This is a genomic window from Mesorhizobium sp. M2A.F.Ca.ET.043.02.1.1 (assembly GCF_003952405.1).
Lineage (GTDB): Bacteria > Pseudomonadota > Alphaproteobacteria > Rhizobiales > Rhizobiaceae > Mesorhizobium.
This window is the reverse complement of sequence record NZ_CP034445.1, coordinates 6,256,759-6,276,128: the sequence shown is the minus strand read 5'-3', so window position 1 is coordinate 6,276,128 and position 19,370 is coordinate 6,256,759. Positions and strand designations below refer to the sequence as shown.

The 19,370-nt window shown below is 63.7% G+C and carries 20 protein-coding genes and 1 tRNA gene; 10 read left to right on the top strand and 11 right to left on the bottom strand.

Annotated features, from left to right (window positions below; all coding sequences use genetic code 11):
- Positions 1 to 27 precede the first annotated feature (27 nt).
- Together aspS and EJ068_RS30220 are read right to left on the bottom strand one after the other, a co-directional pair.
- On the bottom strand, positions 28 to 1,824 hold the full coding sequence (gene aspS, locus EJ068_RS30225) for an aspartate--tRNA ligase (protein WP_126082967.1): 1,797 nt from the start codon (positions 1,822 to 1,824) through the stop codon (positions 28 to 30).
- 105 nt (positions 1,825 to 1,929) lie between these two features.
- A complete protein-coding gene (locus EJ068_RS30220) occupies positions 1,930 to 2,688 on the bottom strand; it encodes a DeoR/GlpR family DNA-binding transcription regulator (RefSeq protein ID WP_126061166.1) in 759 nt (252 codons plus the stop codon).
- Positions 2,689 to 2,806: 118 nt separating this feature from the next.
- Here EJ068_RS30220 and EJ068_RS30215 point away from each other — a divergent pair, with 118 nt between their 5' ends.
- Positions 2,807 to 4,033 (top strand): MFS transporter, encoded by a 1,227-nt coding sequence (locus EJ068_RS30215; RefSeq protein WP_128298505.1) that lies wholly within the window; start codon positions 2,807 to 2,809, stop codon positions 4,031 to 4,033.
- Positions 4,034 to 4,214: 181 nt separating this feature from the next.
- Positions 4,215 to 5,366 carry a ribonuclease D gene (rnd, locus tag EJ068_RS30210; RefSeq protein WP_127253579.1) on the top strand — a complete coding sequence of 384 codons (1,152 nt, stop codon included), beginning with the start codon at positions 4,215 to 4,217 and terminating at the stop codon, positions 5,364 to 5,366.
- A 1-nt stretch (position 5,367) separates the two neighbouring features.
- On the opposite strand, the gene EJ068_RS30205 is transcribed toward rnd, so the two are convergent.
- The 4 genes from EJ068_RS30205 to EJ068_RS30185 all read right to left on the bottom strand — a co-directional run bounded on the left by EJ068_RS30205 (position 5,368) and on the right by EJ068_RS30185 (position 8,665).
- Positions 5,368 to 5,787 (bottom strand): MAPEG family protein, encoded by a 420-nt coding sequence (locus EJ068_RS30205; protein ID WP_126082970.1) that lies wholly within the window; start codon positions 5,785 to 5,787, stop codon positions 5,368 to 5,370.
- A 67-nt stretch (positions 5,788 to 5,854) separates the two neighbouring features.
- Positions 5,855 to 6,526, bottom strand: coding sequence for a hypothetical protein (locus EJ068_RS30200; protein ID WP_245463287.1), 672 nt, complete (start codon positions 6,524 to 6,526; stop codon positions 5,855 to 5,857).
- Complete coding sequence (guaB, locus tag EJ068_RS30195; RefSeq protein WP_126082971.1) at positions 6,450 to 7,952, bottom strand: IMP dehydrogenase; 1,503 nt, start codon at positions 7,950 to 7,952, stop codon at positions 6,450 to 6,452. Before guaB ends, EJ068_RS30200 begins: the two co-directional genes overlap by 77 nt.
- A 440-nt stretch (positions 7,953 to 8,392) precedes the next feature.
- Positions 8,393 to 8,665, bottom strand: coding sequence for a hypothetical protein (locus EJ068_RS30185; protein WP_126082972.1), 273 nt, complete (start codon positions 8,663 to 8,665; stop codon positions 8,393 to 8,395).
- Between the two features lie 280 nt (positions 8,666 to 8,945).
- On the opposite strand from EJ068_RS30185, the gene EJ068_RS30180 reads away from it, so the two are divergent.
- On the top strand, positions 8,946 to 10,367 hold the full coding sequence (locus EJ068_RS30180; protein ID WP_127253578.1) for an MFS transporter: 1,422 nt from the start codon (positions 8,946 to 8,948) through the stop codon (positions 10,365 to 10,367).
- A gap of 247 nt (positions 10,368 to 10,614) precedes the next feature.
- Positions 10,615 to 11,541, top strand: a complete 927-nt coding sequence (locus EJ068_RS30175; RefSeq protein ID WP_129554534.1) for an IS110 family transposase — start codon at positions 10,615 to 10,617, stop codon at positions 11,539 to 11,541.
- A 160-nt stretch (positions 11,542 to 11,701) separates the two neighbouring features.
- Here EJ068_RS30175 and EJ068_RS30170 read toward each other — a convergent pair whose 3' ends face one another.
- Entirely contained in the window at positions 11,702 to 12,415 is a 714-nt protein-coding gene (locus tag EJ068_RS30170; protein ID WP_126082974.1) for an RlmE family RNA methyltransferase, read from the bottom strand.
- Positions 12,412 to 13,809: a Ppx/GppA phosphatase family protein gene (locus EJ068_RS30165; RefSeq protein ID WP_129554962.1), complete on the bottom strand. Its 1,398-nt coding sequence runs from the start codon at positions 13,807 to 13,809 to the stop codon at positions 12,412 to 12,414. The genes EJ068_RS30170 and EJ068_RS30165 overlap by 4 nt, the downstream gene beginning before the upstream one ends.
- Positions 13,810 to 14,059: 250 nt before the next feature.
- Here EJ068_RS30165 and EJ068_RS30160 point away from each other — a divergent pair, with 250 nt between their 5' ends.
- From EJ068_RS30160 to EJ068_RS30140, 5 genes are all read left to right on the top strand, one after another.
- The gene (locus EJ068_RS30160) at positions 14,060 to 14,992 is read left to right on the top strand and encodes a YbhN family protein (RefSeq protein WP_127253219.1); all 933 of its coding nucleotides are present in this window, start codon (positions 14,060 to 14,062) and stop codon (positions 14,990 to 14,992) included.
- 145 nt (positions 14,993 to 15,137) lie between these two features.
- Positions 15,138 to 15,211: transfer RNA gene (locus EJ068_RS30155), tRNA-Gln, on the top strand.
- Positions 15,212 to 15,418: 207 nt separating this feature from the next.
- A complete protein-coding gene (locus EJ068_RS30150; RefSeq protein ID WP_126061207.1) occupies positions 15,419 to 15,652 on the top strand; it encodes a hypothetical protein in 234 nt (77 codons plus the stop codon).
- 30 nt (positions 15,653 to 15,682) lie between these two features.
- Entirely contained in the window at positions 15,683 to 16,078 is a 396-nt protein-coding gene (locus EJ068_RS30145; RefSeq protein WP_127253217.1) for a hypothetical protein, read from the top strand.
- 181 nt (positions 16,079 to 16,259) lie between these two features.
- Entirely contained in the window at positions 16,260 to 16,439 is a 180-nt protein-coding gene (locus EJ068_RS30140) for a hypothetical protein (protein WP_126083057.1), read from the top strand.
- Positions 16,440 to 16,560: 121 nt separating this feature from the next.
- Here EJ068_RS30140 and EJ068_RS30135 read toward each other — a convergent pair whose 3' ends face one another.
- The 3 genes from EJ068_RS30135 to EJ068_RS30125 all read right to left on the bottom strand — a co-directional run bounded on the left by EJ068_RS30135 (position 16,561) and on the right by EJ068_RS30125 (position 19,019).
- Positions 16,561 to 17,994, bottom strand: a complete 1,434-nt coding sequence (locus EJ068_RS30135; protein WP_127253216.1) for an aldehyde dehydrogenase family protein — start codon at positions 17,992 to 17,994, stop codon at positions 16,561 to 16,563.
- Positions 17,995 to 18,153: 159 nt separating this feature from the next.
- A complete protein-coding gene (locus tag EJ068_RS30130) occupies positions 18,154 to 18,531 on the bottom strand; it encodes an ACT domain-containing protein (RefSeq protein WP_127253214.1) in 378 nt (125 codons plus the stop codon).
- A 20-nt stretch (positions 18,532 to 18,551) separates the two neighbouring features.
- A complete protein-coding gene (locus EJ068_RS30125) occupies positions 18,552 to 19,019 on the bottom strand; it encodes a GNAT family N-acetyltransferase (RefSeq protein WP_127253212.1) in 468 nt (155 codons plus the stop codon).
- A gap of 15 nt (positions 19,020 to 19,034) precedes the next feature.
- Between EJ068_RS30125 and EJ068_RS30120 the strand changes: the two genes are divergently transcribed.
- A complete protein-coding gene (locus EJ068_RS30120) occupies positions 19,035 to 19,304 on the top strand; it encodes a hypothetical protein (RefSeq protein WP_127253210.1) in 270 nt (89 codons plus the stop codon).
- Positions 19,305 to 19,370: the final 66 nt, after the last annotated feature.

Here is a 19,370-nt window from a genome sequence, read left to right as displayed (position 1 = left end):
GAGGAAAGAAAGGCTTGGCTGGGAGTCCTAGCCTTCCTTCTTCGTAACCGAGACGCGCAGCGACAGCTCGCGCAGCTGTTGCGGGGTCGCTTCGGACGGCGCGTTCATCAAGAGGTCATAGGCCTGCTGGTTCATCGGGAACATGGTGATCTCGCGCAGGTTCTTGGCCCCCACGAGCAGCATGACGATGCGGTCGACGCCGGCCGCCATGCCGCCATGCGGCGGCGCGCCATACTGGAAGGCGCGATAGAGGCCGCCGAAGCGCTCTTCCACAGTCGCGCGATCCAGACCGACCATCTCGAAAGCCTTGACCATGGTTTCCGGCAGATGGTTGCGGATGCCGCCCGACGCGATCTCGAAGCCGTTGCAGACCATGTCGTACTGGAACGCCTTGATGCCGAGCGGCTCCTGGCCGTTCAGCGCGTCAATGCCGCCCTGCGGCATGGAGAACGGGTTGTGGGCGAAATCGATCTTCTTCTCATCCTCGTTCCATTCGAAGAACGGGAAGTCGACGATCCAGCACAGCTCGAAGCGCTCGCGGTCGACGAGGTTCAGCTCCTCGCCGGCGCGGGTGCGCGCAGCGCCCGCGAAGGTGACGAACTTCTTCGGATCGCCCGCGACGAAGAAGGCGGCATCGCCATCGGCAAGGCCGAGTTGCTGGCGGATCGCCTCGGTGCGCTCCTCGCCGATGTTCTTGGCAATCGGACCGGCGCCTTCGAGTTTTTCGCCTTCCTTGCGCCAGAAGATATAGCCGAGACCTGGCTGGCCCTCGCCCTGCGCCCAGGAATTCATGCGATCGCAGAAGGCACGGCTGCCGCCGGTCTTGGCCGGAATGGCCCAGACCTCGGCCTTCGCATCGTTGGCCAGGATGTTGGCAAAGACCTTGAAGCCGGAATCGCGGAAATGATCCGAGACCGCCTGCATCTCGATCGGGTTGCGCAGGTCCGGCTTGTCGGATCCATAGGTGCGCATCGCCTCGTCATATGGAATACGGCGGAATTTCTGGGTTACCGGCTTGCCGTTGGCGAAGGTTTCGAAGACGCCGCGAAGCACCGGCTCCATGGTGGAGAGCACGTCGTCCTGCTCGACGAAGCTCATCTCGAGGTCGAGCTGGTAGAATTCGCCGGGCAGCCGGTCGGCTCGCGGGTCCTCGTCGCGGAAACAGGGCGCGATCTGGAAATAGCGGTCGAAGCCGGACACCATGATCAGCTGCTTGTACTGCTGCGGCGCCTGCGGCAGCGCATAGAAGGTGCCGGGATGGATGCGCGACGGCACCAGGAAGTCGCGCGCGCCTTCCGGCGAGGACGCGGTCAGGATCGGCGTCGAGAATTCGGTAAAGCCGACCTCGCCCATGCGCTTGCGCATCTCGGCGATGATTTTTGTCCGCGCCACGATATTGCGGTGCAGCGTCTCGCGGCGCAGGTCGAGGAAGCGGTATTTCAGGCGGATATCCTCGGGATATTCGGGCTCGCCGAACACCGGCAGCGGCAGTTCCTTGGCGGCCGACAGCACCTCGATCTCGCGCGCGAAAATCTCGATCTCGCCGGTCGGCAGATTGGCGTTCACCGTCTCCGGCAGCCGCGCCTTGACCTCGCCGTCGACGCGGATCACCCATTCGCCGCGCACGGTCTCGGCGACTTTGAAAGCCGGCGAATCCGGATCGGCGACGATCTGGGTCAGGCCGTAGTGGTCGCGCAAATCGATGAAGAGCAGCCCGCCATGGTCGCGCACGCGATGCACCCAGCCCGACAGGCGGACGGAATTGCCGACGTCGCTCTTTCTCAACTGGGCACAGGTGTGGCTGCGGTAACGATGCGTGGTCATGGGCAAAGTCCGGAAGTTGCGGGCACCAGCCCTCGAAAATTGGCGCGAAAAGCGCATGAGAGGCCGGCTTTGTCAAGGCAAGCGCTCACACAGGCGCGCTTCCGCTCAGGCAAAGTGGATTTGCGCGCCCTGGCTTTGGAAATCGGCGAGCGTGGCGGCAGGCGCGGTCTTTTCCACCACGAGATGGCGGATCGCATCGGCGCCGGCGACACGATACGGCGCAGCAGTCGCAAGCTTGTCGTTGGTGACGGCAATGACAATGCCGGCGCTGTTTTTCGCCATGGCGCGTTTCACCTCAGCTTCGGCCGAATCGAAGGCGGTGACGCCGCGCGCGGCATCCAGACCGCAGGAGCCCAGAAAGAACAGATCGGCGCCAAGCTGGGCCACGGCGGCCAGCGTATCGGCGCCCACGCAGGTGCCGAGATCGGGAACATAGCGGCCACCGAGCACGATCAGTTCGACCAGAGGACGATCGACCAGCGCCGAGGCGACCCCCAGCGAATTGGTGGCAATGGTCAGTTCCATATCGCGCGGGATTGCCCTGGCGATGGCTTCATTGGTCGTGCCGCCATCGATGAACAGGGACTGCCCCGCCACGAGCAGCCCCACTGCCGCTTTCGCCAGGCGCGTCTTCTCCTCGACCGCATGTCCGCTGCGCTGGCTGAGCGTGGCGGCGGCGAAGGGCGCCGAGGCGACCGCGCCGCCATAGACCCGGCGCAACTGCCCGGCCTTGGCGAGCTCCCTGAGATCGCGGCGCACGGTGTCTTCCGAGACGCCAAAACGGCTGGCGAGTTCGCCGGCCAGCACCTTTCCGTCCGCCGCAAGCTGGTCGCGAATGAGTTGGTGGCGTTCTTCGGTGAGCATGCACGATCCTATTTATTTGTGCACGTTATTGCATGTTTTGCCTGTTCATGCAAGAACACGGTCGTGAGCGGGTCGAGGAGTTCGCCCGCCGTATCTCCTTGTTCGTTGGATGCCCGCGATGACCCTTGGCCTGAAACTCGCTCCGCAGCACCGCGTCTATGCGGGCTTTGCGATCTATTCCTTTGCCATGGGCAACATCTTCCCGCGCCTGCCCGACATCAAGCGAGCCATGCGGATCGAGGATGGCACGCTCGGGCTCGCCCTGATCGGCACGCCGATCGGCACACTGGTCGCGCTGACGCTGGCGACGCCTATCCTGGAGCGTGTAGGCTTTCGCCGCGCGCTGCTTTGGCTGGTGCCGTTGCTTGGCCTGGCCTATGCGATAGCGATGCACGCGCCTGGCCCGGCGTCTCTGTTCCTGATGCTGGTTCCGGTCGGGCTGATGATCGGCAGCATCGAGATCATCTTGAATGTCGAGGCCGACAGGACCGAGTTCCTGCTCCAACGCCGCATCATGAACCGGGCGCATTCCTTCTGGAGCATCGGCTTCTTCGGCGCCGGCCTGTTCGGCGGCGCGCTGGCGCATCTCGGCCTTTCGCCGCAACTGCATCTGGCGCTGGTAGTGCCGATGGTGGCGGTTGCGATGGCGCTGTTCCTCGGCGGCTTTGAGCCGGCGCCGGCGCGGTTCGCCGCGACCAGCGACGAAGCGCCGATATTCGCGCGCCCCACGCTGCCGATCCTCATCCTCGTCGCGGTGACGCTGTCGGCGATGCTGATGGAAGGCGCCAGCATGGACTGGTCGGCGATCTATATGCGCACGGTGTTCGAATCCGGCCCGCTGACCGCCGGCTTCACCGTGGCGCTGTTCGCCTTCTCGCAGGCGACGACGCGCTTCTTCGCCGACAGCTTCGTGGACCGCCACTCGCCGAGCGGCGTGGCGCGCGTGCTGATGGCGACGATGATGGCCGGCGTCTTCACCGTCTTTTTCTCGCCCCTGCCCTTCATTTCGATGTTGGGCTTTGCGCTTCTGGGCATCGGCAGCAGCGCCATCTTCCCGCTGGCGATCTCGGCGGCGGCTCAGCGCACCGATCGCCCCGCGGCGATCAATGTGGCGGCGCTGTCGCAGATCTCCTTCGTCGCCTTCCTGCTTGGGCCGCCGCTGCTCGGCTTCGTGTCGGACCATTGGGGCATCCGCTCGGCATATGGCATCGGCATACCGTTCATCCTGCTCAGCCTGGCGGCAGCGGGCGCGCTCGGCCGGCGGCCATCGCCGAGCGCGGTTCCGGACGGCGCGATGTCCGGTCCGACAAGAGAGCGGGTGCCGGCGCGGGCCTATGAGGCATGAAGGGCTCTTGGCGGAGCGGAGCGTGACGGCCTGAGGGTATGGCGGCTTGGCGCGCAGGCGCGCCGTGCGATTTCGCATGGGAGAACCTGGCGATCCAGCCACCGCTTACGTTGCGGCGGCTTGACGAAAGCGCGCGCGGCTGAAATTGAAAGGGGCCTAATATTGTGCCAGAAGCGATTTGATGCGCGTCATCACCACACAAGAAGAACTCGAGAGCGTTGTCGCGGCGTTCGAAAAGTCGGAATTCGTTACCGTCGATACCGAATTCATCCGCGAGACGACCTTCTGGCCGATCCTTTGCCTCATCCAGATCGCCGCACCTGGGATCGAGGCGCTTATCGATCCGTTGGCCCCCGACATCGACCTGAAGCCGTTTTTCCGGCTGATGGCCAATGAAGCGGTGCTGAAGGTTTTTCACGCGGCGCGCCAGGACATCGAAATCATCGTCCATCTCGGCAATCTCGTGCCGCATCCGGTGTTCGACACCCAGGTGGCGGCGATGGTCTGCGGCTTCGGCGACAGCGTCTCTTACGACCAGCTCGTGCAGAAGGTCACGGGGGCGCGCTTGGACAAATCCTCGCGCTTCACCGACTGGCGGCACCGGCCGCTCTCCGACAAGCAGCTCGAATACGCGCTTGCCGACGTCACCCATCTGATCAAGGTCTACCAGCATCTCAGCGCCGAGCTGAAGCGCGAGGATCGCGCGCATTGGTTGAACGAAGAGATGGATATCCTCACCTCGCGCGAGACCTACGATCCGCATCCCGAGGATGCCTGGAAACGGCTGAAGATGCGGCTGCGCAAGCCGCAGGAGCTGGCGATCGTGCAGGCGGTGGCCGCCTGGCGCGAGCGCGAGGCGCGCGAGCGCGATGTGCCCCGCGGCCGCGTGCTCAAAGACGACGCGATCTACGAGATCGCGCAACAGGCGCCGCGCGACGCGGCGGCGCTCGGCAAGCTGCGCACCACCCCGAAAGGCTGGGAACGCTCCGCGACGGCAACCGCGCTGCTGGGCGCAGTCAACGCCGCCCTCGCGCTGCCCAAGGATGCGATGCCGAAACTGCCAAAGAGCGTGCAACCGCCGGAAGGATCGAACGCGGCGGCGGAGCTGCTCAAGGTGCTGCTCAGGATCGTCGCCGAAAAGGAAGGCGTCGCCACCAAGGTGCTGGCCTCCAGCGACGATATCGATCGCATCGCGGCCGAGGGCGACGAAGCCGACGTGCCGGCGCTGCAGGGCTGGCGGCGCGCCGTTTTCGGCGATCAGGCGCTGAGGCTGGTGCGCGGCGAAATCGGCATCAAGTTCGACAAGCGCAGGATTGCGGTGTTCGATCTTTAAATCAAACCACCCCGAGCAGGTGGAGCGCGAACCAGACCCAGGCCAGGAGAAGTATGCCGGCGCCGAGGAAGAAGACTCCGGTGCGGTGCGGCACATGGTTTCCGTCGAGATGCACCCAGGCGTGCACATAGCGCGTGAGGATGAACAGCCACATCAGCGCCAGCGTCAGATAGTTCACGCCGTTGGTGACGAACAGCGCCAGGCAGAGCACGTGGAAGAGAACCGGCAGCTCGAACTGGTTGATCAGATTGTTGGCGACGGTGACGCTCGAAGCGGGTTCGGTCGAGCGGAGCTTGTACTGGCTGACCCTGGCTTCGCCTGATTTCACAGCCCCGTAGCGCCGTTTGAGCATCACCAGATAGACGATATAGACCAGTAGCACGTGCGCCAGCATCGGCCAGAAGATGGCGGTCTGGCGCATCAGCCCCTCCCTTTTCCTTAACGCAATTGCGGACGGAAAACCGTTTTACACTCTTCCTGGAACTGCCTTAGCGCCGCCGCTGTCCGGCCAGCGCGAAGACGGCGATAACGAAGACCGGAATGGCCAGCAGCGCGAATTTGGTGACGGTCAGCAACGAGGCGAACGCCAGCGAATCGGGATTGGCCGATTGGAAATCGGACAAGAGCCGCGCCACGGCAAAATTCTGGGCGTAGTCGGCGACCGCGTAGGGAAGCACCAGCACCAGCGAGAACAGTGCCTGCAACTGCGCCGACATGGCGCGGAACGTGCTGAGCCGCCGCCCGTAAACAAGGATGAGGCTCACCAGCGTCAGCGACAGCAGCGCCGGGAACAGGACATCGAAGGTCAAATAGTGCCAGACGATGATGATCTCGCCGCCGCGGCGGCCGAGCGCCGTGAGCCAGGCCATGCCTTCGTCGGGGGTGAAGCCGGCAACGCGGATGTCAAGCGAGGCCAGGCCGCCGCTCAAGCGCTGGAAATAGAGGAACTCCAGCGCCGTCATGGCCAGGAAAAGCGCAATCGAAGCGATGGAGAGCGCCGCCGCGTGCCGCGACAGCCGCAGCACCGCCACGCTCAAATCACACCACAGTCCGCCCTGACGATCGGACTGATCGGCCTCCCGATCAAATTCCGCCCGGGTAATTGGGGCTTTCGCGGGTGATCGTGACGTCATGGGCGTGGCTTTCACGAAGTCCGGCATTGGATATGCGCACAAAGGTGGCGCGCTCGCGGAAATCTGCAAGGTCACGTCCACCCACATAACCCATAGCGGCTTTCAGGCCGCCCGCAAGCTGGTGCAGCACGCCAGCAACAGGTCCTTTGTAGGGAACCTGCCCTTCAATGCCTTCCGGAACCAGTTTCAGCGTATCGCGGACCTCCGCCTGGAAGTAGCGATCGGCCGAGCCGCGCGCCATGGCGCCGACCGAGCCCATGCCGCGGTAAGCCTTGAAGGAGCGGCCCTGGTGCAGATAGACCTCGCCCGGGCTCTCGTCCGTGCCGGCGAGCAGCGAACCGATCATGGCCGCGCTCGCGCCTGCCGCGAGCGCCTTGGCGAGATCGCCCGAATATTTGATGCCGCCATCGGCAATGACGCTGACGCCGGCCTTGCTGGCCGTCTCGACCGCCGACATGATCGCCGACAATTGCGGGACGCCGACACCGGCAACGATTCGCGTGGTGCAGATCGAGCCCGGGCCGATGCCAACCTTGACCGCATCGGCGCCGGCGTCGATCAGCGCCTGCGTGCCATCGGCGGTTGCGACGTTGCCGGCCAGGATGCGCACGGAGTTGGAGAGCTTCTTGGCCCGCGCCACCGCATCCAGCACGCGCTGCGAATGACCGTGCGCTGTGTCGATGACAAGCAGGTCGACGCCGGCGTCGATCAGGCGCTCGGCGCGCTCGAAGCCGTCATCGCCGACGCTGGTGGCGGCGGCGGCGCGCAGCCTCCCTTGTGCGTCCTTTGTGGCATGCGGATTGAGCTGCGACTTCTCGATGTCCTTGACGGTGATCAGGCCGACGCAATTGCCGTTCCTGTCGACCACCACCAGCTTCTCGATGCGGTGCTTGTGTAGCAGCCGCTTGGCCTCGTCCTGGTCGACATTCTCCTTGACCGTGATCAGGTTCTCACGGGTCATCAGCTCGTAAACCTTCTGCGCCGGATCGGAGGCGAAACGCACGTCGCGGTTGGTGAGGATGCCGACCAGGCGGCCGACCGTGTGGCCGCCGGTGCCGCCATTCTCCACCACGGGAATGCCGGAAATGCTGTTGGAGCGCATCAGCGCCAGCGCGTCGGCAAGCGTGGCGTCCGGACCGATAGTGACCGGGTTCACCACCATGCCGGATTCGAATTTCTTGACCTGCCGGACCTGCTCGGCCTGCTCGGCCGGGGTCAGGTTGCGGTGGATGACGCCGATGCCGCCGGCCTGCGCCATGGCGATCGCCAGCCGCGCCTCCGTGACGGTGTCCATGGCCGCCGACAGGATCGGCACGTTGAGATCGATATCGCCGGCGATGCGGGTGCGGATGTCGGTTTCGCCCGGCATGACCTCGGAGTGGCCGGGCTGCAAGAGCACGTCGTCGAAGGTCAGCGCCAGGGCGCCGGTGGACGTTTCGATGATTTTTCCCATGGCCAGTCCTTTTGAATGCGGAAAAGGCGCTGGGCCGATTGGCCAGCGCCGACTCTCATCTTCCCTTTCAGGATTGGCGCTGGCTGGTAACACGTCCTGGGGCGGAAGGAAAGCCGGTCGTTGCGCGGCGCTTCAAGTAGCTGTTATACGGCCCACCGGCTTTCACCACTCGTCCCGGTAGACATCCTCGCGGGTAAGGCTTGCGGCGTTGACAATAGGCTGCTGCTGAAGCCGGGACAGCAGCGCGGCACGACAGTGGCGCTCGGGGGTTGCCGACGGAATGATCCGGGCTACCGCACGCCTCGGCTCATCACAACACAGCTTCGTCCGCTCAGGACGCCGCGCAGGATCTTGGAGATCTGCGTTTGACGTCCGTTGACGAAACAACCTCATCCATTTCGACGCCTTCTTCGCTGAATGCGTCTGGATGTCGCCACTGATTAGCGTTCCGCCACGGCGTTGAAAATGCCGATGCCCACTGTCACGCATAGGACCGCGGCCCCAAGCCCTCCCGCGATGATGCACCACCAGGCGAGCCCATTCCCCCGAAGCATGGGATTCAGCTTTAACATCCGTCGTGCCAGAAGCCCTTGGTAAAGCGCATAAGAAGACCCAAAACCGGCGAGCCAGACAATAGAAAACACAACGCCCCGCGTTAGCATCTTGTTGAGCCTGGCTTGTTCGGCCGTCAAATTTGCGTTTTCGGTGTCCATTTCCGCCCCCTGCTTTGCAAACCGCTTATTGTATTTGGCTCTTGCCTTTGAAGGTTGTCGAGCCGAGATTTGTCGAGCAGCCTGCACATCGAAGACGTTGGAAACGTTGATAGGCTCGACTGACCTCAAAACTATGACATGAGGCCACCAGCCGTGCGTTCGCGCAAAAGTGACAGCAATTTAATGCGACATGCGGGCGAAGGCGTGATACCCGCCCGTCGTAGCCGGTTCGCCCCCAAGCCGGGCCTAGAATCGCAAAGACAAATCAGGGCGTTTCCCCTTGAACCGTACCATCCCGCTCATCCTGGCGGTCGCTCTTTTCATGGAGAACATGGATTCGACCGTGATCGCGACGTCGCTGCCAGCGATCGCCGTCGACATCCACACCAGCCCGATCGCGCTGAAGCTGGCGCTGACGGCCTATCTGGTGTCGCTGGCGATCTTCATTCCGATCAGTGGCTGGATGGCGGACCGGTTCGGGGCAAAGACCGTGTTCCGAGCCGCGATCGGCGTGTTCATCGCTGGCTCGGTCGCTTGCGCCTTTTCCAATTCGCTGCCGGCTTTCGTGGTGTCGCGCTTCCTGCAAGGCATAGGCGGCGCGATGATGACGCCGGTCGGCCGCCTCGTGCTGGTGCGCGCCACGCCGAAAAGCGAGCTGGTCGCGGCAATGTCCTGGCTGACCGTGCCGGCGCTGGTCGGACCGCTGGTCGGCCCGCCGATCGGCGGCTTCATCACCACCTATCTGACCTGGCACTGGATTTTTCTGATCAACGTGCCGATCGGGCTGCTGGGCATCTGGCTCGCCACGCGCTATCTGCCGGAAACCGCGCCGGCCGAGACGCCGCCGCTCGACTTCCCTGGATTTGTGCTCAGCGGTCTCGCAGCGTCCGGGGTCGTTTTCGGCCTTTCCGTCGTCAGCCTGCCGGCGCTGCCGCCGATGGCCGGCTTCATCACGGTGGCGGTCGGGTTGATCTCCGGCGTGCTCTATCTCATCCACGCCCGCCGCGCGAAGAACCCGCTGCTGGCATTGGAGTTGTTCCGCAACCAGGTCTTCCGGTCCTCCGTGCTCGGCGGCTCGCTGTTTCGCATCGGCATCGGCGCGGTGCCGTTCCTTCTGCCGCTGATGTTCCAGATCGGTTTCGGGTTGACGCCCTTCCAGTCGGGCATGATCACCTTCGTTTCGGCGATCGGCGCCATCGGCATGAAGTTCGTCACCGCGCTGCTTTTCCGCATTGCCGGCTTCCGGCGGGTGCTGATCTGGGGCTCGCTGGTCGCGGCCGCCTCGATCGCCATCTACGGCCTGTTCACGCCGCAGACGCCCTATGTGCTGATGCTGGCGATCCTTCTGGTTGGCGGCTTCATCCGCTCGATGTTCTTCACCGGCGTCAACGCGCTCTCCTATGCCGAGATCACGGCCGCCGACACCAGCAAGGCGACGCCGATCACCGCGGTCTTCCAGCAATTGTCGATCGCGCTCGGCGTGGCGCTGGCAGGCGGCATCCTCGAAGTCTCGACCTCGATCCATGGCGGGGCGCTGACGCTCGGCGATTTCCACATCGCCTTCTTCATCGTGGCGGCAGTGTCCGCCGCGGCATCGATCACCTTCATGCGGCTGGCGCCGGAAGCCGGCAGTGCCGTCTCGGGCCATGGCCGGCTGGCCACGCCGAAGACCCTGGAAACGGTGAGCACGGCGGGGAAGTAGAGGTGGCGCGCCCTGCCCTAACTTCGTCATTCTAGGGCGGAGCGACGCGAAGCGGCGCGCAGACCCGAGGATCCTGTGTGTTGGTTCTGGTGTATGGTTGAGGTGGGAAGGAGACCGAGTGGATCGTGGTCGTCCTTTCGGACAGGCCGTGGCATGGCCCGGTCCCTTCCCACCGGTGAACCATCAACCTGAACAGTTGCACGGGGCTGTTCGAAGCAGACCCCGCACCACAGGAAGAGGCGTGGACATGATAGCCCAGAACTATGTCGGCTGCGACATCTCCAAGCAGTGGCTCGACTTTTTTGATGAGACAAGCGGCCGTCTTCGGCGCATCGACAACCAGGCCGATGCGATCGCCGCCTATGTGGCAGGCCTTGATCCCAGTCGGGACTTCGTCGTCATGGAGGCGACAGGTGTCCATGACCGGCTGCTGCGCCATGCGCTGGCCAAGGCCGGCGTGCCGTTCTCGCGGCACAACCCGGCGCACACCCACCACTATTCGAAGTCGACGCGCCGGCGCGCCAAGACCGATCCTCTCGATGCCAGGATGCTGAGCGACTATGGCCGTCGCTATAACCCTGAGGCCGAGCCGGCGCCGAGCGAAGAAGTCGAGCGGCTTCAATCGCTTGCCGGCCACCGCGATCATTTGGTCGAGATGCGGGCAGCGCTGAAGAAGCACCTCGCCGAGGCTTTCGAGGAGGCCGTCATTGCCGATCTGGAAGAGACGATCGCCTTCCTCGACACGCGTATCAAGGCGTTCGAGAGCCAGATTGCCGAAGTCATTCGTCAAAACCAGGACACCGCTCGCGACCATGCGCTGATGGTCTCCGTGCCCGGTGTCTCCAATGTCGGCGCGCTCTCTTTGCTGGCGCTCCTGCCCGAGCTCGGCCAGCGCTCACCCAAGGCGATCGCCGCGCTCGCCGGCCTTGCCCCGTTCGACAACAAGAGCGGCAAGCTCAGCCGCAGGAGCCAGATCCAGGGCGGGCGATCACGCGTGCGCCGCGCCCTCTATATGGCTGCCCTCACCGCCATCAGAACCTGTGAGCGCTTCAAGACCTTCTATACCGCACTTGCTGCCCGCTCAGGGTCCAAGAAACTCGCCATCATCGCCGTCGCAAGGAAGCTCCTGGTCGTCCTCAACGCCATCATGCGCGACAAAACCGCATTCGCGTGAACACAGTTGCCATGCCGTGATGTTTCAGCGCCGCTGCGGTGCAGGACTTGGAGCAGCTCTGGCGAATGTCGGCCACGAATTCTGGACCGCTGTGTTTCTTGGCCGAGGTAACGGCATGGATTCTAGGGTCTGCGCGCGTCGCTTCGCTTCTTGCTTCGCCCTAGAATGACGAAGTTCCGGGACCTTTGAACTCCTTCGCCAGCAGATAAAGCTCCACCGACTCATCCCTTGAAGCCGGCGGCTTCACATGATGGACGGAGCGGAAGTTCTGCTTCAGCAGCGACAGGAGCTCGTTCTCGGCGCCGCCCTGAAATGTCTTGGCGAGGAAATGCCCGCCGGGCTTGAGCACGTGCAGCGCGAAATCGGCCGCGACTTCGCACAGATGCATGGTGCGCAGATGATCCGTGCGGCGGTGGCCGGTGGTGGGTGCTGCCATATCGGACAGTACCACGTCCGGCTGGCCGCCGAGCGCCTCGGCGAGCTTCTGCGGCGCGTCCGGATCGAGGAAGTCCATCTGCAGGATGACGGCGCCCGGAACCGCATCCATTTCGAGATAGTCGATGCCGACGACATGGGGATTCTCGGCGCTCGACTTCGTCCGCGCGGCTGCCACCTGGCACCAGCCGCCGGGCGCCGCGCCCAGGTCGATGACCTTCATGCCGGGCTTCAGCAAATGGTGTTTGTCGTCGATCTCGATCAGCTTGTAGGCCGCGCGGGAGCGGTAGCCGTCGGCCTTGGAGCGTTGCACATAAGGATCGTTCATGTGGCGCTCGAGCCAGCGGCGCGACGATTCCTTCAGGCCGCTCTTCTTCTTGATGCGGGTCTTGAGCACGCGCAGGCTGGCTGAGCCCGGCTTTTCCGGTTTCTTTGTCATCGGCGCCCATCATTCCGCCAGACGCCGTCATCGGCCATCAATTCGCTCAGGATCCCCTCGCGCAGGCCGCGGTCGGCGACACGCAGCCGCTCGGACGGCCACACGCCGCGGATCGCTTCCAGGATGGCGCAGCCGGCGAGAACGAGATCGGCGCGGTCGGTGCCGATGCAGGGGTTGGCGCAACGCTGCTGGAAATCCCAGCCGATCAGCCGCTCGATCATGCGGTCAACGCTGTCGCGGTCCATCCACAGCCCGTCGACGCGGCGGCGGTCGTAGCGCTCGAGATCGAGATGCACGCCGGCCAGCGTCGTCACCGTGCCGGACGTGCCAAGCAGATGGAAGTTGGGGCTGGCCAGCACATGCGCGAGCCGGTCGCGGCCGTCAAAAGCCTTCAGCCGCGCGGCCACGTCGTCGACCATGGCGGCAAAGGTCTCTCGCGTCACCGTACGGCCGCCGAAGCGCTCGGCGAGCGAGACGACGCCGACAGGCAGCGACGTCCAGGACACGATGTGATTGGCCAGACGTGGCGAGCGCCGCCCGGTCAGGTCGATCAGCGCGATTTCGGACGAGCCGCCGCCGATGTCGAACAGCACCACGCCTTGCGTGTCGCGCTCGACCAGCGAGCCGCAGCCGGAAACGGCAAGGCGGGCCTCGGTCTGACGGTCGATGATCTCCAGCTTCAGCCCGGCCTCGCGCTCGACGCGATCCAGGAACTCGACGCCGTTGGCGGCCGAGCGGCAGGCCTCGGTGGCGATCAGCCTGGCTTTCCTGATCTTGCGGTTGCGCAGCTTCTCGCCGCAGACCTTCAGCGCCTCGAGAGCGCGGTCCATTGCGGCCTCGCCGAGCCGGCCGCTGGCCGTCAGCCCCTCGCCCAGCCTGACGATGCGCGAGAAGGCGTCGATGACGCGGAATTGGCCGTGACGGCCGGGCACCGCGACCAGCAACCGGCAATTGTTGGTGCCGAGGTCGAGCGCGGCGAAGACAGGCAATTCCTGCTGGGGCGGACGTGGCGCAGACTGGAGCGGCGGCCTTCGCTCGGCCTGCAAGGGCGGACTCTGAGGCTGGCTTGCCGTCGTGCTGGCAGGCGCGGCATTGGGCACGGCGCCGTTCTCGTCACGCGCGAACACCTTGCGGCCGCGCTTGCGCTTGCGGCGCTTGCGCGTCTTGCCTTTCGGCTGATCGCCATGCTGGTCGGCCTGACCGGCGCCAGTCTGTCTCTGGCCTGCATGTTTGGGGCCGGCATGTTTGGAGCCGGCATGTCTGGGGTCGGCATGTCTTTGGTGCGCACCCGCGTGGCGGCTGAATCGCGCCGGTTGCGGGCCTCCCGACTGCGCCGGCGATGCCCCGGACATGCCCACTGCCGACGCGCCCGCGCCGGTATCGTGGTCTTCCACTTCAGTTCCTTCCGGCGCCGCGCGAACCGGGAACGGACGCAGCAGGCACCTCGATTTGTTTCAAGTTGGCAACAGAGTAGCAGTGCCGTTCGCAATCACCAAGAGCGCGGGGCTCGAATTTTGGCAGGGTCACGTCGGGGCAATGTCTTGCCGGTTGAATAGCCGGCTTCAATCAGGCATGTCTCAAATGCGGGTTCGAAGAGGTTGGGCACCATCACAACAATGAGCTGCAACGCATGATGACGACGCCATGAATTGGAGGCGCTATTTCTGGCCGGTCATAGGCATCGCGGCCGTTGCGTTCTCGCTGTGGCTGCTCATTCACGAATTGCGCGGCGTATCGCTCGACGATGTCTGGGCCGGTATCGCCGCCATCCCGCCGCGCGGCTGGGTGCTGGCGGCGCTAAGCTCCGTCGTCGCCTATGCCTCGCTCGCCGGCTACGACCACATAGCGCTCTTGCATATCGGCAAGAAAGTATCGTGGCTGTTCGTCACGCTGTGCTCCTTCACCACCTACGCGGTGTCGCACAATATCGGTGGCTCAGTGTTTTCCGGCGCGGTGATCCGCTATCGCGCCTATGCCACAAGGGGGCTGATCGGCCAGGAGATCGGCGTGCTGGTGGCGATCTGCTGGTTCACCTTCATCCTCTCCAGCGTCTTCCTCGGCGGCCTCGTTCTGCTGTTCGAGCCGCAGATCATCGATCGCTTCACCGGCGCGCCGCACCATGGCGCCGCCTTCGCCGCCGGGCTCGCCATGCTCATCCTCGTCGGCGCCTATGCCTTCGGCAGTTGGCTCCGGCTGAGACCTTTGAAGATCGGCTCCTTCCAGCTGCACTACCCCGCGCTGCCGATCGTGGCGCGACAGTTGCTGGTCGGGCCTGTCGAGCTGCTGGCATCCACCGCGATCATCTATTTCGCCCTGCCGGAGACCGGCAATCCCGGCTATTTCGTCGTGCTCGGCGTGTTCATGGTGTCGTTCTCGATCGGGCTCCTGTCGCATGCGCCGGGCGCGCTCGGCGTGTTCGAGGTCGTCTTCCTCACCGGGCTGTCGGACATGGATCCGGTCGGCGTGCTTGCAGCACTTCTGGTGTTCCGCCTGTTCTATCTCATCATTCCGCTGCTGATCGGCCTTTGCATGGTGCTCTATTTCGAGCATTCGCAGTACAGCAAAGGCGGCAGTTGAGCCCTTTGCCCGCTTCCGCGGGGAGCATCCGCAAAAAGGCTGCGGTTGATCTCAGTTGCGGGCTTGACTATTTTCCGATGCCGGCTACAAGGCAGCGCTCGCGGCACATGAGCCGCTCGGCTAGCGCGACACCAGACGCGCCTGCTGGGGAATAGGTTAACGGTAGACCCACGGACTCTGACTCCGTTAGTCCTGGTTCGAATCCAGGTTCCCCAGCCAAAGTTTTCTCCGCGCATTCCCAAACTTGAACCGTGAGTTCATCGCAACGGGTATCGATGTCGGCTGAACTCCGGTTGGTTTTCCCGTTATATTAGCAGTCAACTATATATTAATAGCTACGGCGCAGCCTGCTCGAATCGGGAATGTCCCCGATCGACGATCCGGCACTCAGTGTGCCGAGACGCTCGACCGATGCGGAGCAAACGCATGAGTGTCGAAACAGCATTGGCGCAGCTGTTGCGCATGATCCACCGCCGTGCCCTGAATTTGGCGACGATGCCGGACGATGAGAGAGATCCCTACTACGACAGCATCCGACGATCATGTTGCGGAGCCGCCGAGCATATCGGGCAATCTCCCGACAATGCAGCCATCACGGCAAACAGTATGGTTGAATTTACCCGGGCGATGGTCGGTATCATCGAGGCGGGCCGCGGGTAAACCGCAGACGTCGATACGCTCGTGACGAGCTTGGAAGGCGCCGAGAAGCGTGGTTACGGCGTATTGCCCGAAGCTCGCAAGGTGATGATTGCCACCCGGGCACTTCGACGATCAAAGCTTCCTGGCGACGGTTATCTCAGATCGTCCCAGATGTTCGGCGACAGATGCCTGGTTATCGGCATCACAGGGAAACCAACATCCATACGCGCGCCGGGCGGCAGCCCGTTCAGCATCCCCGCCGTCCTGTGGCCGTCCTGGGCGTATTTCAAGGCCATACCCATGCGATTCAACGTCTTCAATATCGACATAGACCTATCCCTGTTTCGCCAAGGCTATGGCGGAGACAATCCCCGTCGCCTTCATGATGGCGGTCTAAATGATCGATCAATGTTTCCGTCGCATTGCACGGAAACGCCCGGCGCGTAACATTTGCATGCAAACGAGTTTATCGTTGCCTGCAGAGTGCCGGCCGGCTTGGGCCGCTGCAGGGATGGACAGTTTCCATTTCGAAACGAAATACGCGCTCAAGCGCCATTAAACCGAAACGCAATCGCAGGAAAACCGTCATCGACCGGCTCGTCCGGAGTTTAAACAAAGGAAAATCGAGATGACCAAGATCCTTCGCAATGCAGTTTTCGCAGTTGTTGCTGTTACCGGCCTGGCAACTTCGGCCTATGCCCAGCAGACGACCATCAATTCGTGCAGCAATCATGACGATTACTATGGCATGTGCCTTGGCGCCGCCAACAACGGCGGCCACCACGACAGCCGCGGCGACCGCCGCTAATCGGCAAGTCGCGCTCGAAAAAGGCCTCGCGGGCATCTCGCCGGCGAGGCCTTTTGCGTTTCGAGGTGGGTAGCGGCTGCCGGTCGCCCTGGACACTCTTCCGGTTGTGAACCCGGGCTCCCTACTCCGCCGCCTCATACCCCGCGATGCCCTTGATCTCGAGGAAATCCTCCAGGCCGTATTCGGCATATTCGCGGCCGTTGCCGGACTGCTTGTAGCCGCCAAAGGGCAGGCCGGCGTCCCAGGTCGGGTAGTTGATGTAGACGTTGCCGGAGCGCATGCGGGCAGCCACGTCGCGCGCCTTCTCGATGTCCTTGGCCTGGATGTAGGAGGCCAGGCCATAGACCGTATCGTTGGCCTGCTCGACCGCCTGCTCGACCGTGTCGTACGGCATGATCGACAGCACTGGGCCGAAGATCTCCTCCCTGGCGATGCGCATGTCATGAGTGACGTTGGCGAAGACGGTCGGGCGGACGTAGTAGCCGCGATTGAGCTCGGCCGGGCGGCCGGGGCCGCCGGCGACCAGCGTGGCGCCCTCGTCGATGCCGCTCTGGATCAGGTCCTGGATCTTGTCGAACTGGATCTGGCTGACCACCGGGCCGAGCTTCGAGGTGGGCGCGTCGGCCGGGCCGACGGTGAATTTCTCCGCCGCCTTCTTGGCGTAACCGGCCGCCTCATCGTGACGGTCGCGCGGCACGAACATGCGGGTCGGCGCGTTGCAGGACTGGCCGCTGTTGCCAAAGCAGCCGGCGACGCCCTTGGTGACGGCTCGCTCCAGATCGACATCCGGGAACAGGATGTTGGCCGACTTGCCGCCCAGTTCCTGGTGCACGCGCTTGACCGTGTCGGCCGCCGCCTTGGCGACGAGGATGCCGGCGCGGGTCGAACCGGTGAAGGACATCATGTCGACATCCGGGTGGCTAGCCAACGCCTGGCCGACGTTCGGGCCATCGCCGTTGACGAGATTGAACACACCCTTTGGCACGCCGGCCTCATCGATGATCTCGGCGAAAATGATGGCGTCGAGCGGCGCGATCTCCGACGGCTTCAGCACCATGGTGCAGCCGGCGGCAAGCGCGGGGCCCACCTTGCAGGTGATCTGGTTCAGCGGCCAGTTCCACGGCGTGATCAGGCCGACGACGCCGATCGGCTCTTTCACGATAAGCGACGAGCCTTTGACGTGGCGGAACTGGAAGGTCTTCAGCACCTCGGCCATCTTTTCCAGATGCGCCTGGCCGACGCCGACCTGGCTGTCCAGCGCCGTCTGGCGCGGCGCGCCCATCTCGCGTGAAACGGCGAACGCGAGGTCCTTGCTGCGCTTCTTGTAGATTTCGATGACGCGGTTGAGGATGTCGAGCCGCTCCTCGACCGAGGTGAAGCCGAAGCTGGCGAAGGCGCGCTTGGCGGCGGCCACCGCCTTGTCGACATCGGCCTTGGAGCCCAGCGATATCTGCGCGAAAGCGTCCTCGTTCGAGGGATCGATGACATCGAGCGTGTTCGGCACGACCGGATCGACCCAGGCGCCGTCGATATAGAATTGCAGATTGTGGGACATGGTTTTCCTCCTCGGCAAGCCGTGGGTGCTCGATTGCAGTGGGTCGTCGTATACAGCCAGAGATAACGATGCGGCAAGCGCCCTGTCAAACGCAAGCGCGGGCGATTGAGCCAGCCGTCCGTCGAGCCTGATGTGCCGGCTGACGCCCACCGGGACCGATTACAGTAGCGTATGTCCAGCGTCACCCAGCAGCCGCGCCGCCGCGGCTTGATCGGCGGCCTTCACCAGCAGATGGTCGCCATCGAAGGTGGACACCACGAAGATGCCGAGGCCGTTCTCCGACAGCGGCCGAATGACAGACAGCACGATGCCAGTTTCGCCGAAGGCAAAGGGACCTTTGAAGGCGACCCAGTCGCGATCCTGCCTTGCGAGATCCGGAACGCGCTCCTGCGGGCAGGTTATCGAAAGCTCATCCTCGGTTCTGGTGATGCTGACGAAACCCGGCCCGTCCGCCCAATCGGGAATGCCATGTCCAGCTTCCAGCCTCGAAATCGCGTATAGGCCTGGCAGTTGCTTCAGCCTGATCCTGGCAGCCATGGCCCCGCTCCGATTGTCGGTCATCCCGCGATCCTCTTGCTCATATAAACGGTCGAGCCGTTCATGAACGGCTCTTCCCGGTCGACCGAATAGCCCTGCCTCTTATAGAGCGACACATTCGCCTCGAACGCGCCGTTGGTCAGCAGGCGAAGCTGATGGCGCCCGGCCTTGCGCGCCTTGCCCTCTGCCCGCTCCAGTAGCAGCCGGCCGATCCCTTTGCCCTGCGCCTCCGGCGCGACGCAGAGATTCTCGATCCAGAGATGATCGTCGGCGAGGACGGATTCAAGCATCCCGACAATGCGATCCTGCGCAACGGCGAGGTCGAATGGATGCTCGGCGACAGCCTTGTCGTAATCGGCGCGCATCGGCAGCGGCTCGCGGCCGATTACCGGCACCCATTTGGCATAGGCGGCGCGCACGATATCGCGGATGGCGGCGGCATCCGCCGCTTCGGCCGTCCGAAATCGGATGGGAAAATCGATGGTCATTGCGAGGCTCCAGATATGAAAACCCCGCCGGCTGAAGTCGCGGGCGGGGCAGGAAACGAACGAACCTTATCTATCGTATCGGGCTTATCGTCGCGCAATCGGCCTGCCGCTCCGCACTCGGCGAAAGCGGCGTCGCTTGGTATTGGCGGGCGCGCGGGAGAACATCGCGGCAAGCTGGAGGAGGAACCGGCAAGCGTCAAGGCTCGGCCGGTGCCGGCCAACCCGCTCGCCAATCGTTCGCAAAAATCGATCGTTATAACTCGAATAATTCGTTTGAAAGATTAGTCCGGGAATGGCATTCCGGCACCGAGCGCGCCTGGAGAATTCGATTGTCTTTCCTGCCCACCACCG